This is a genomic window from Mesorhizobium sp. M1A.F.Ca.IN.022.06.1.1 (assembly GCF_003952605.1).
GTDB lineage: Bacteria > Pseudomonadota > Alphaproteobacteria > Rhizobiales > Rhizobiaceae > Mesorhizobium.
On record NZ_CP034455.1, the window covers coordinates 5,782,466 to 5,795,531 of the forward strand.

A 13,066-nucleotide genomic window follows, 5' to 3' on the forward strand; every position below is an offset into this window, starting at 1 on the left:
AAGAAACATGGTGAACCGTTCGTAAACCATTTTCAGCTTACCGTTCCCAACGGGGCCGAAACGTTTCGGCAAGGGCGTAGCTGATCGGCATGGTTGTTTCGCATTTTCTAAAGTGGATCGATAAGGCAAGGGTTTCCGAGCGCGCCGCCGCCGCGAGCGCGCTGGCCCGCGCCTACATCAATTCCGACCTGCCGTTCGAGGATCGCTGCGCCGCCGAGGCGGCGCTCACGCTGCTGCTCGACGACGTTTCCGCCAAGGTCCGGCAGGCGCTCGCCGAAGCGCTGTCGATGAGCCATCACGCCCCGCCGCAGGTGATCGCAGCACTCGCTTCCGACCAGCCGGAAGTGGCGGCGCTGGTGCTGGCGCGTTCGCCTTTGCTTACCGATGCCGATCTCATCGACCGCGTCGCCTGCGGCCAGAAGGCCACCCAAAAGCTGATAGCCAACCGTCCCGTCGTCTCGATGTCGCTGGCGGCAGCCATCGCCGAGATCGGCGAGCCGGAAGCCTGCGCCACGCTGATCGCCAACAGCGGCGCCGATATTGCATCGCTGAGTTTCCGCCGGATGGCCGAACGGCACGGCCACCTGCCGCTCGTGCGTGAGGCGCTGATCGCCGACGCGCGGCTTCCCGCCGACTGCCGGCACATGCTTCTGGTCAAGCTCGGCGAGACGCTGAAGGGATCGCCGCTGGTGCTGGCACTGATGGGAGCGGCACGGGCAGACCGCGTGATGCGCGACGCCTGCGTGAAGGCTTCGGTGACGCTGATCGAGGGCACCCGCGCCGGGGAGCACGCCGCGCTGATCGAGCATCTCAGACTGCGCGGCGATCTCACCGCGAGCTTCATCATCCGCACCGTCGCGCATGGCAAGGTCGACTTCTTCGGCTCGGCCCTGGTGGCGCTTGCCCAACAATCCGAGCAGCGGGTGAGGGCGTTGCTGGCCGGCGGGCACGACGTTGCGCTGCAGGCGCTGTTCCGCAGCGCAGGCCTCGCCGCCGTCACGCACGGCATCATCCTGTGCGCGCTCAAGATCTGGCGCGAGGTCGCCAACGGCAAGCGTGTCGCCGGCGTGCAGGAGGTGAGCTGGCTGATGTTGAAGGAACTCGGCGGGCAATCGGCCGAGGGCGATCTCGCCGGACTGGTGAAGTCGATCCATCTCGACGCGCTGCGTGAGAACGCGCGCGGGCATGCGCTGGCAATTGCCGCCGCCTAGCGCATGTCGGTATCAGGTGTGGCCGGACTGCAAATGGCAGCTTCCTGCTCGATGCTCACGTATCCCGGCCCGGCCCGTCTAAGGGTGCCCCTTCGCGAAAAAATCCGGATAATCCTGCATCGCGGCAGCGATGATGCGCAGTGAGGCCGCAACCTGAAGCATTTCCGGCCGGTCGCTGCGACCGGCGATGCTCGCCGCATATTCCCGCGCCACGGCGATGGTCGAGGTCTGCGGCTCGCCATGCCTCCTGAACAGCAATTCCCGCGCCAGGCCGCGCAGGAAGTTGCCGATCGACTCCACCGTCTCGCGTGGCACGGCGGAGTTCAGTTGCGCCTGGCGCAGCCGGAGCACTTCGAGGCCGACGGTCACGGCGGCAATGCTGCCGCCAAGAATAGGGTCGCCTTTCCTCCCGGTCTGCTGCAGTTGCGGCATCAACTGGTTGATCCGGTCATAGGCCAAGCTTTCGAAGGCCGAACGCCTGGGGACGCGCTCATGCAGGCAAAGGCGCGCCAGGTCCTCGCGCATCGCCTTCGAGATGCGCTCAACAGTGGCCCAGGGATTGGCCGGCAGAACGACGATGAAGACGCCGATGGCGATCAGGATGCCGACCAGGATCGATGCCGATCCGGCGAAGAACGGGCCGGGATCATAGGTCATCATCTGGTGCGGGCTGAGGAAAGCCAGGAAATTGATGGCGAAGGCGGTCGCCACGCCGACATGCCGCGGATTGGCCATGCCGAGCGCTGCCGGCACCAGGATCGGCACGACAAAGAGGGTGAACCAGCCGAAGCCGGGCAGCGCCGGCATTGCGATCTGGCCGACGAGGAAAGCGAAAGGCAAAGCGAGGAGCGTTCCGGTGAAGAAGCCCCAGGCCGACTGAACCGGATCGGGACGTGCCGCGAACAGGCTGGAGACGACGGCGACGAGAATGACGGTGCCCGCCGCCTCCGACCATTTGGTGGTCAGCCAGAAGGCGGCCACCAGAAGCGTGGCGAGCGCGGCGCGCACCGCATTGCGCCAGGCCGCATGATAGTCGCGGTGCACGACCAGGGCCGGCTGCTGCCGCTCACGAGACGTTCGGGAAACCGGCGAGCGAAGCGCATCCAAGCCGCGCATCACCTGCTTCAGCGCCTCCGCGAAATCGGCGGCAATGGTGAGGCGGGTGATGGTGCCGACCTTGTCTTCACCGGGATCGGTGGCCACCGGCGCCGTTTCTCTTGCCCTGATCGCGATTGCCTCGAGCCGGGGCACCCATGGGCCGGTGTCGTCCAACGCGTCGCGCGTCGTAGCGAGTTCCCCGACGATTGCCTTCAACTCGCTGCGAACAGGGATGAGCGTCGCATTCTCCGGCGCGGCATGGGTATGCAGCGCGCGGGCCGCCGAGAGCGCCCACAGGAGCTGTCCGATCGTGCGCCGGACCGGATGGGCGCGGGTCGCGAAGCTCGGCGCTTCGAGGCGCGCATAGGTGCGCATTTCGGCAAGTGTCTGGGCATCGGTGATCAGCTTGCGCTGGAGAGCGGCAAGACCGGCCGGATCGCCGTCGGAAAAGGCGCCTGAGGCGTAGTCGGCGAGATCGAGAATGCTGCGTTTCAGCCTGGAGATGATGGCGTCCGCCGCGAGCTTCGGCAGGATCAGCCGGCTGGTGACGCCGGCGCAGACGATGCCGAGCACAATTTCGGCGCAGCGCGCGACAGCGAGATCGACGACGAGATGCGCCTGCCCGAATGCCGGCAGGCTGATGATCATCGCTGTATAGCCGGCAAGGGCGGCGCCATAGGCTTCCGGATTGCGCAGCAGCGAGGAAACGAGGGTGCTGACGCCGATCCATAGTGCCAGCACCGTCACCAAGAGCCAGGGATTGGTGCCGAACAGCGATGTGATGCCGATCGCCGCCAGGCCGCCGGCCAGCGTACCGAGCAGGCGGTAGAAGCCTTTCGCCAGCACCATGCCGGCGACCGGCTGCGCGACGATGAACACGGTCATCATCGCCCACTGCGGATGATCGAGCTTCAAGGCGTAAGCGGCAAGCAGCGCGATCAGCCCGGCAGAAACCGTTCGCAGGGCGAAGATCCAGTCCGAGCGCGTCGGCTGGGTCAGCTCACTTAACGGTGTCCCGGCTAGATCCTTCAGCCGCGTCCAGGTCACATGCAAGTCTCCGTCCCGGAGCCTGTTATGGACCAGTCCGCGTTCAGATATCCAGCACGTCGGCCTCGGCGAATTCGGCACGTTCCTGGATGAAGCGGAAGCGGGCCTCGGGCTTGGTGCCCATCAGCGCGTCGACGGCGTCCTTGGTCGCCTGCTCGGCATCGATCACGTCGACCCTGAGAAGCGTGCGCTTCCTCGGGTCCATCGTGGTTTCCTTGAGCTGCGAGGCCATCATCTCGCCAAGGCCCTTGAAGCGGCCGATCTCGACCTTGCCGCGCCCGGTGAATTCGGTGCGCAGCAATTCGTCCTTGTGCGCGTCGTCACGCGCATAGGCCACCTTACCGCCCTGACGGATCGAATAGAGCGGCGGCACAGCCATATAGAGGTGGCCACCGCGGATCAGGTTCGGCATCTCCTGGTAGAAGAAGGTGATCAAAAGCGAAGCGATATGCGCGCCGTCGACGTCGGCGTCGGTCATGATGATCACGCGGTCGTAGCGCAGGTCCTCGTCGCGATATTTCGAGCGCGTGCCGCAGCCGAGCGCCTGGATCAGGTCGGAAATCTGCTGGTTGGCGGCAAGCTTGTCGTTGCCGGCGCTGGCGACGTTGAGGATCTTGCCGCGCAGCGGCAGCACCGCCTGGCTGGCGCGGTCGCGTGCCTGCTTGGCCGAGCCTCCGGCCGAGTCGCCCTCGACGATGAAGATCTCGGCGCCGGCCGCGGCGTTCTGCGTGCAGTCGGCGAGCTTGCCCGGCAGGCGCAGCTTGCGTACCGCGCTCTTGCGCGAGACTTCCTTTTCCTGGCGCCGGCGCACACGCTCGTCGGCGCGCGCGATCACCCATTCGAGAAGCTTCGAGGCTTCCTGCGGGTTGTCGGCCAGCCAGTGGTCGAACGGGTCGCGGATGGCGGTTTCGACGATGCGCATCGCCTCGATGGTGGCCAGCCTGTCCTTGGTCTGGCCGACGAATTCCGGCTCTCGGATGAATACCGATAGCATGCCGGCGGCCGAGATCATGACGTCCTCGGTCGTGACGATCGAGGCGCGCTTGTTGCCGATGAGGTCGGCATAAGCGCGAAGCCCGCGCGTCAGCACGTTGCGGAAGCCCGCCTCATGCGTGCCGCCCTCGGGAGTGGGAATCGTATTGCAGTAGGAGTTGAGGAAGCCGTCGCCGCCGAACCAGGTCACCGCCCATTCCAGCGAGCCGTGGCCGCCCTGCTTGTCGCTTTTGCCCGCGAAGACTTCGCGCGTGACATGGAATTCGTCGCCGAGGGTGGCCTTGAGGTAGTCTTTCAGGCCGCCCGGGAAATGGAACTCGGCTTTGGCCGGAGTTTGATCCTTTTCCTTGATCAGCGAGGGATCGCAGGTCCAGCGGATCTCGACGCCGCCGAACAGATAGGCCTTCGAGCGCGTCATGCGGTAGAGCCGGGCCGGCTCGAAGGCGGCGCCTTTGCCGAAGATCTGCTCGTCGGGATGGAAGCGGGTCCTGGTGCCGCGGCGGTTGTGCACCTCGCCGAGGTGCTCCAGCCCGCTCACCGGAACGCCGCGCGAGAAGCGCTGGCGATAGAGCTGGCGCCCGCGCGCGACCTCGACCTCGAGGTGGTCGGACAGCGCGTTGACTACGGATACGCCGACGCCGTGCAGACCGCCGGAGGTCTCGTAGACCTTGGAGTCGAACTTGCCGCCCGAATGCAGCGTCGTCATGATGACTTCGAGCGCCGGCTTCTTGAACTTCGGATGCGGGTCGATCGGAATGCCGCGGCCATTGTCGGTGACGGTAAGAAATCCGTCCGCCGAAAGCTCGACGTCGATGAAGGTCGCGTGGCCGGCCACCGCCTCGTCCATCGAATTGTCGATCACCTCGGCGAAGAGGTGATGCATCGCCTTGTCGTCGGTGCCGCCGATATACATGCCTGGGCGGCGGCGCACCGGCTCCAGCCCCTCAAGCACCTCGATGTCGGCGGCGCTGTAGCTCTCGCTGCCGTCGCGGGCGGCGGCCGAGCGCTTCGCGGCCTGCACCAGCGGATCGGCCGGCCGCGAGGGCGCGCGTACTTGCTGGGGCTGCTTTTCCGGGTTGCCGAAAAGATCGCTGGTGTCGTCCATGCTAGCCATTAAGTCCGGTACTGCGAATCACTCCTCGATACTGCCACGCTTTTGGCGGGCGAACGAGTTCCTGTTCCGTTCAGGGATCAAACTGTCTCTTATTCCAAAACCATTCGATAACCAAGCCGCCGGAAATAGGGCGGGCTCCACCCCTTCGGATTCCTGATTCTTTAACATTAACGCCTAGCGTGAGCCTCAACGGCAAAAGACCACGGGGCGTCAGGGGTTTCGTTGTGAAGGGCAGGGCCATAACCATGATCGGCATCGCAGCCGTTTTCGGCGCGATCTCGATCTTTGCCGCGGACTTCTGGGTCAAAAGCCAGGCGAGGGCCCAGTCCGAGCAGAAGACGGCATCGATCGTGGTGCCGCACGAGCCCAAAGTCGAGTTCAAGACCATCGTCGTGGCGAATGCGCCGCTGCGCTACGGCATGCAGCTCGACCGGTCGCAACTCACCGAAATTCCGTGGCCGCAGGATTCTCTGCCGCAAGGCGCCTTCCCGACCGTCGACAAGCTGCTGGCCGAAGGCAGCCGCGTCGTGCTGTCGCCGATCGAGGTCAACGAGCCGGTGCTGCTCGCCAAGCTGTCGGGACCGAATGGCCGCGCCACACTTTCCAACATGCTGTCGCCGGGCATGCGGGCAGTCACCATCCGCACCGACGAGATCGCCGGCGTCGGCGGCTTCATCACGCCGGGCGACCGGGTCGACGTCGTGCTGACGCGCGATGCCGGCGAAATCCAGGAAGTGTCCAAGAACGCGCAAGGGGCAGCCGGCTCGACGGTCACGTCCGAAATCGTCGTCTCCGACGCCAAGGTGCTTTCGGTCGGGCAGGGCGCGGACGAGCGCAAGACCGAGCCGCAGGTCGCCAATTCCGTCACCCTCGAGGTCACGAACGAAGGGGCGCAGAAGGTAGCGCTCGCCCGCACCGTCGGCTCCTTGTCGCTGTCTTTGCGGTCCGCCGCCGATGCCAGCGCCAGCGGCAACGGGCTTACCACCATCTCTTCCTTTGGCGGTTCGGTTGCCGCGAGCGCCGAGGCAAGCGCCGCCTCGCTGGTCAAGGCGGTGGCGAAGGATCCGGAGGAGCCGAAATTCAAGACGGTGATCGTGTCCCGTGGCACGAAGGTGGAGGAATACAAGGTTCCCTCCAAGCCCGCCGAGGGAGACGTCGTTCCTTCCAAGGAACAAGAACAATAGCCGGTGGGGACCGGCGGGAACGGGACAATGCATGTGTTGAACAAAGAACGGACGACGAGAGGGCTGCGCCTTCTGCGTGCAATGGCGGCGGGCGCCTTTCTGGCAGCCGCCGGAATGCTGGCCTTTGGGGCGCCGGCCCAGGCAAACAACGACGTCGTATACGTCTCGGCGACCAAGAACGCCTCGATCAAAGTCGCCAAGGGCAAGCCCAAGACGATCATGACGAACGCGGCCTTCTATCAGATCGTCATCGGCGATCCGGAGATCGCCAACGTCAATCCGCTGACCGACAAGTCCTTCTATGTGTTGGGCAACAATCTCGGCACCACCGGCATCGCGCTGTTCGATCAGAACAAGCAGCTCGTCGGCACCATCGACATCGAGGTGACGCTGGACACCGACCAACTCGCGAACACCATCCGCGCCAGCGTGCCGGATGCCAAGATCAAGGTCGGTTCGGCCAACGGCCGCGTGGTGCTTTCGGGCGAGGCGGAAGACGCGGTCGCGGCCGACAAGGCGAGCAAGATCGCGTCGCGCTTCTCCGGCAATGAGGAAGTGATCAACTCGGTCAACATCTCGTCCTCGCAGCAGGTTCAGCTCAATGTCCGTTTCGTCGAGATCAACCGGCAGGCGGGACAGGATCTCGGCGCCAAATACGGGGCCAACTTTGCCTTCGGCGTCGGCGGTCGCGACGTCATCATCGACCCGGGCACGGTACCGACCGCCGGGACCGGCGAGATCATCGGCCGGTTGCTTTCCAACGGGGTTTCGATCGACATCGCCATCAAGGCGCTGGAAGAGCGCGGTCTCGCCCGGCGGCTGGCCGAGCCGAACCTGATCGCCCGCTCGGGCCAGACGGCGAGCTTTCTTGCCGGCGGCGAGTTCCCGATCCCGGTGTCCGAGGACAACGGCAAGATCAGCGTCAGCTATAAGAAATACGGCGTCGGTCTGGATTTCACGCCGACCGTGCTCAAGGGTGGACTGGTCAGCCTCGATATCGCGCCGGAAGTTTCGTCGATCGATCCCTCCGCGTCGATCGAAGTCAGCAGCGGCATTTCCATTCCCGCCTTCATCGTGCGTCGCGCCAAGACGTCGGTCGACTTGAAAAACGGCCAGAGCTTCATGATCGCGGGCCTTCTGCAGTCGCAGAACGACATCACCACCTCGCGCCTGCCGGGGCTCGGCAAGCTGCCGGTTCTCGGTCCGCTGTTCTCCTCGAAATCCTATCAGCGGCGCGAGACCGATCTGGTGATCATCGTCACGCCCTACCTGGTCAAACCGGTTGACCCGTCGAAGAAGATGGTCGAGCCCACCGACGGAACGCGGCCGCCAAGCAATGCCGACTACTTCCTGAACAACACCGAGGAAGTCGACGCTTCCGCTCCCAAGCGCCCCTTGGCACTGGCCGACGGCAGCGGGGCCCGTCCGGTGGCGGCCACGACGTCGGGCCATTTCCTCGATCTGCCGAAGGACTGAAGCCATGCGTCTGGTTCCTTGCATAGCTCTGCTGCTCGCCAGCGCGCTCTCCGGCTGCACCAGCGACGACTATGTGCGCACCGAAGGCGTGACGCCGGCCGCCGGCAATGCGCAGGCGTCCAACACGGCCATGCAGATGGTCGATCCCTGGCAGTACGGCGTCCAGAACACCAGGCTTCTGGTGCCGGCTCCGAGCGCGAACTCCACGGCCACTGCCGCGGGCGCGAAGGGCGGCGCGGCGTCGGCTTCAACGACATCGGTATCAACGACAGCAGACTGATGAGCTGACGACCATGGCATCGGGCACCAAGACCAAGAAGATCCTGCTCGTTTCGACCGATCGGGCGTTTTCGCAGGACACGCGGACGGCTTTCGCTGCATCCGAGGTCATCGAGCTTCTGACGGTCGAGAAAAGCGTCAACGAACTGCGCGGCGAGGTCCAGGAGACCGATTTCGGCGCCGTCATTGTCGACATGGACGCGGCCAAGCTCGAAGAGATCGAGTCGCTGCAGCGCATCATGCGCCGGATCGAAGGCCGCGTGCCCGTGGTCGTCGTCACGCAGGAATTCAATGCGGCGGCGGTGCGCATCCTGGTTCAGCTCCAAGTCGCCGACTTCCTGGTAAAGCCGATCACCACCGCCGATCTGGTGCGTTCCGTCATTCGCGCGCTTCAAGGGCCGGGGCGGGAGGAAAACAGCGAATCGCAAATCTACACCTTCATGCCGGCCGCCGGCGGTGTCGGCACCACCACGCTTGCCCTGCAGACCGCCTTCCAGCTGCACCATTCGGTGACGCGAGGCGCCTCGACCTGCGTGGTCGACCTCAATTTCCAGCAGGGCGCCTGCGCCGAATATCTCGACCTCGAGCCGCGCTTCGACATCACCGAAATCGAGAACCAGCCCGAACGTCTCGACCGGCAGCTGCTGGACGTCATGCTGTCCAAGCATGCAAGCGGGCTCTGCGTGCTGGCGGCGCCGACGCGCCCTTCCGAAATGCGCTCGTTCAAGACCGATGTCGTGGTGCGCATGCTCGACCTCGTCTCGGCCTATTTCGACAATGTCGTCATCGACATGCCGCGCACCTGGTTCCCGTGGACCGAGACGGTGCTGCTCGGCTCCAACAAGCTCTATATCGTGGCCGAGATGACGGTACCTTGCCTGCGCCACACGCAGCGTCTCATCCAGGCCATCTACGAGACGGCCGGCAGGGAAGTGAAGCCGAACGTCATCGTCAACCGTTTCGAGCAGAAGATGTTCGACAGCGGCATCAAGCAGGCTGACGTCCAGGATATCCTTGGCGAGCACTTCGTCGGCGGCATCTCCAACAACTACCGGCTGGTGCGCGAGGCCGTCGACCGCGGCGTGCCGCTGCACGACATCGATCCGAACGCCAATGTCGTCAATGACCTGAAGAAAATCATCCTGCCCGAGGAGGCCGTGGCGACGACGGCAAAATCGAAGTCGCTGTTCGGCCTCGGCAAGGGCCTCTTGAAGAGGAAAGCAGGATGAGCAGTCGCTTCTCCAACCTGCAGAATCGCGATGTCCGTCCGCTGCGGGCGCCCGAACCCGCGCCCGTTGCGCATCACGCCGTGGTCATTCCGACGACCCGCAAGCCGGCGCCGCCGAAGCTGGAAGCAGCACCCGCAAAGAGCGCCAACAAGGTGCTCGACGCGCGCGTGCGCATCCACCGCATGCTGCTCGAAGAAATCAACCTCGTCGCTCTGGAGCGGCTGCCCAAGGACGAAATGCGCCGCCAGGTGCATGAATTCGTCTCGGAAAAGACCCGTCAGGAGCGAATGGCGATCAACACCGCCGAGCTGGACGCGCTGGTGGACGACATCGTCGACGAGATGGTGGGCCTCGGCCCGCTGGAGCCGCTGCTCAAGGATCCGGAGATCAACGATATCCTGATCAACGGCCATCAGAACTGCTTCGTCGAAAAGCGAGGCAAGCTGCAGCAGGTCCATATCCCGTTCAAGGACGAGGCGCATCTGCTTCGGATCATTAATAAAATCGTCGCGGCCGTCGGCCGCCGCGTCGATGAATCGCAGCCGATGGTCGACGCCCGCATGCTCGACGGATCGCGTTTCAACGCCGCGATCAGGCCGGTCGGCGTCGACGGGCCGCTGGTATCGATCCGCAAATTCTCCAAGAACAAGCTCGGCCTGCACAAACTGGTAGAGTTCGGCGCCATCACCCAGAACATGGCCGAGGTGCTGGCGGCGGCCGTGCATGCGCGCAAGACGACGATCATCTCCGGCGGCACCGGCACCGGCAAGACGACGATGCTCAATGCCTTGTCGGCCTTCATTCCCGAGGACGAGCGCCTGATCACCATCGAGGACGCCGCCGAATTGCAGCTGCAGCAGCCGCATGTCGCGCGCATGGAAACGCGCCCGGCAAACATCGAGGGTCATGGCGAGCTGAAGCAGCGCGATCTGGTCAAGAACGCGCTGCGCATGCGGCCCGACCGCGTCATCCTTGGCGAGTGCCGTGGCGAGGAAGCCTTCGACATGCTGCAGGCTATGAACACCGGCCATGAAGGGTCGATGGCGACCATCCACGCCAACACGCCGCGCGACGCAATATCGCGCCTCGAACAAATGCTCGGCATGACCGGCATGCCGATGACGGTGCAGTCGATCCGCAGCCAGATTGCGAGCGCCATCGACATCATCGTGCAGCTGACACGCCTGTCCGACGGCAAGCGCAAGGTGACCAGCGTCGCCGAGGTGACGGGCATGGAAGGCGACGTCATCCAGATGCAGGAGATCTTCCGCTTCGTGCGCACCGGCATGGAGGCGGACGGCAAGATCGTCGGCCATTTCGAGGCAACGGGCATCCGACCGCGCTTCCTCGAGGACCTGCGCAACATGGGCATTGAATTTCCGGGCAAGTATTTCGAACCCGTCCGGCCGCAGGAGTAGCCGGTGCTCGAGGGATTCAGCCCGATCTATGCCGTCTACGCGGCGGCGGCGCTCACCGGCATCATGATCGCCGAAGGCTGCTACCTGCTCTATGCCGGCCGCAGCGACAAGCGCACGGCGATCAATCGCCGCATGAAGCTGGCGGAGAACAAGATCAGCCAGGAGCAGGTGCTGATCCAGCTGCGCAAGGAGCGCGGCATGGAAGCGGGCACGCCCCTCCTTTCTTTCGATCGCTTTCGCGCCTTGCGCACGCAGTCCGGCATGATCATGCCGATGCCCAAATTCCTCACGATCACGTCGGGGACAGCGTTCACTCTGGCGCTTTTCGCCGTCTGGTACGGCCTGCCTTTGCTGTTCGGGCTGGTCCTGCTTCCTGTGCTGGTGCCGGTCTTGCCGGTTATGGCGATGCGTTTTCTGCGCAAGCGCCGGCTTAAGCGCTTCGGCATGCAATTGCCGGAAGCGCTGGAGCTGATCACGCGCGGCCTCAAGGCCGGCCACCCGGTGCCGGTGGCGATCGCGATGGTGGCGCGCGAGATGGCCGATCCGATCGGCACCGAGTTCGGCGTCGTGGCCGACGAAGTGACTTATGGCTCGGACCTGGTTTCAGCGCTCAACAACCTGTTCGATCGCGTCGGCCATGAGGACCTGCCGCTGTTCGTCACCGCAGTCTCGATCCAGAGCAGCTCCGGCGGCAATCTGCGCGAGATCCTCGACGGCCTGTCGTCGACCATCCGCGAGCGCGGCAAGCTGCGGCGCAAGGTGCGCGCCATTTCGACCGAAGGCCGCATGTCGGCCTATATCCTGACCGCCGTGCCGGTGCTTCTGTTCACCGCCATCATGGTGCTGATGCCGCAATTCTACCGCGAGGTGTGGGGGATACCGAAGACCTGGTACATGCTGGGCGGCTCAATCCTGTGGCTCCTGCTCGGCAATACCATCATGTTCAAGATGTCGAATTTCAGGTTCTGAAATGGACGAGGTCATCCGCTTCCTTGCCTCGCTAACGCCGACATCGCTGATGCCGGTGGCTGTGCTGCTGCTGGTGATGGGCGGCGGCGCGGTGGCCTGGCCGCTGGTCGTCGCGCAGGGCGACCGCAACGAGGTCAAGCGCCGGCTGAAGGTCGAGGCGGCGCAGCCGATCGAGCAGCACGAGCCGGCACCCAGGAAAAACGCGAACGCCGTGCGCGAGAAGGCGGTGAGGCGGGCGCAGGAATTCTATGCCAAGAGCGATCCGGAGAATGTCGCGCGACTGCGCATGAAGCTCATCCAGGCCGGTTACATGGAGCCGCGCGCCGTCGGTACGTTCTTCCTGATCCGTTTTGCCGCGCTGGTCGGAATGGCGCTTGGGGCGTTCCTGGTCAACCATTGGGCGGCCAGCGCCGAATCGACCGTGACCAGCCGCTGGACCTTCATCATCCTGTCGGGAGCGGCCGGCTATTTCCTGCCCGGCCTGGTGCTGACGCAGAAGGTGCGGGAAAAGATGCGCGAATACCGCAATGGCTTTCCCGACTTCATGGATTTGATGATCATCTGCTCCGACGCGGGCATGAGCATGGAGGCCGGCATTGAGCGGGTCTCGAAGGAACTCGCCAGGACCTATCCGTCGCTCAGCCAAAACCTGCAGCTGGTGTCGCTGGAGTTGAGGGCCGGCCGCAGCCTCGACGATGCACTAAAGGCGCTCGCCGATCGCCTCAGCCTCGACGAAGTGCGCTCCTTCGCGACGCTCCTGCAGCAGTCCAAGGAGCTCGGCACCAGCCTGTCGGGAGCGCTGCGTGTCTTTTCCGACGAAATGCGCCACAAGCGCATGTCGCTTGCCGAGGAGAAGGCGCATGCCTTGCCGGCCAAGATGTCGGTGCCGGTGACGGTGTGCATCCTGCCGGTGGTGCTGATGGTCGCCATCATCCCGATCGTGGTAAGGCTGACGTCGCACTGAGGCCGGCGGTGCTGGTTAACGCATCCTTTGCAAGCAACTGAAATTTAGGCGCATTTCGGCACCGAAGCTTAATCGCTCTCCTGT

10 protein-coding genes are annotated in these 13,066 nt (G+C 64.4%); 8 read left to right on the top strand and 2 right to left on the bottom strand.

The window, feature by feature from the left end; translation table 11 throughout:
- Positions 1–89 precede the first annotated feature (89 nt).
- The gene (locus tag EJ078_RS27480; protein WP_127324124.1) at positions 90–1,211 is read left to right on the top strand and encodes a DUF2336 domain-containing protein; all 1,122 of its coding nucleotides are present in this window, start codon (positions 90–92) and stop codon (positions 1,209–1,211) included.
- Positions 1,212–1,289: 78 nt separating this feature from the next.
- Here the strand turns inward: EJ078_RS27480 and EJ078_RS27485 are convergent, their stop codons facing one another.
- Positions 1,290–3,356 (bottom strand): FUSC family protein, encoded by a 2,067-nt coding sequence (locus EJ078_RS27485; RefSeq protein WP_127403506.1) that lies wholly within the window; start codon positions 3,354–3,356, stop codon positions 1,290–1,292.
- Between the two features lie 43 nt (positions 3,357–3,399).
- Positions 3,400–5,454: a DNA topoisomerase IV subunit B gene (gene parE, locus EJ078_RS27490; protein WP_128294529.1), complete on the bottom strand. Its 2,055-nt coding sequence runs from the start codon at positions 5,452–5,454 to the stop codon at positions 3,400–3,402.
- A gap of 254 nt (positions 5,455–5,708) precedes the next feature.
- On the opposite strand from parE, the gene cpaB reads away from it, so the two are divergent.
- The 7 genes from cpaB to EJ078_RS27525 all read left to right on the top strand — a co-directional run bounded on the left by cpaB (position 5,709) and on the right by EJ078_RS27525 (position 12,982).
- Positions 5,709–6,647, top strand: a complete 939-nt coding sequence (gene cpaB / locus EJ078_RS27495) for a Flp pilus assembly protein CpaB (protein WP_127404309.1) — start codon at positions 5,709–5,711, stop codon at positions 6,645–6,647.
- A gap of 81 nt (positions 6,648–6,728) precedes the next feature.
- Entirely contained in the window at positions 6,729–8,123 is a 1,395-nt protein-coding gene (locus EJ078_RS27500; RefSeq protein ID WP_245322498.1) for a type II and III secretion system protein family protein, read from the top strand.
- A 4-nt stretch (positions 8,124–8,127) separates the two neighbouring features.
- A complete protein-coding gene (locus EJ078_RS27505) occupies positions 8,128–8,403 on the top strand; it encodes a hypothetical protein (protein WP_245457308.1) in 276 nt (91 codons plus the stop codon).
- Positions 8,404–8,416: 13 nt separating this feature from the next.
- The gene (locus EJ078_RS27510; protein WP_095826111.1) at positions 8,417–9,631 is read left to right on the top strand and encodes a response regulator/pilus assembly protein; all 1,215 of its coding nucleotides are present in this window, start codon (positions 8,417–8,419) and stop codon (positions 9,629–9,631) included.
- Positions 9,628–11,049, top strand: a complete 1,422-nt coding sequence (locus tag EJ078_RS27515; RefSeq protein WP_127216319.1) for a CpaF family protein — start codon at positions 9,628–9,630, stop codon at positions 11,047–11,049. The genes EJ078_RS27510 and EJ078_RS27515 overlap by 4 nt, the downstream gene beginning before the upstream one ends.
- 3 nt (positions 11,050–11,052) lie before the next feature.
- Entirely contained in the window at positions 11,053–12,018 is a 966-nt protein-coding gene (locus EJ078_RS27520) for a type II secretion system F family protein (RefSeq protein ID WP_127216320.1), read from the top strand.
- Position 12,019: 1 nt separating this feature from the next.
- On the top strand, positions 12,020–12,982 hold the full coding sequence (locus tag EJ078_RS27525; RefSeq protein ID WP_127216321.1) for a type II secretion system F family protein: 963 nt from the start codon (positions 12,020–12,022) through the stop codon (positions 12,980–12,982).
- The last annotated feature ends 84 nt before the right edge of the window (positions 12,983–13,066 follow it).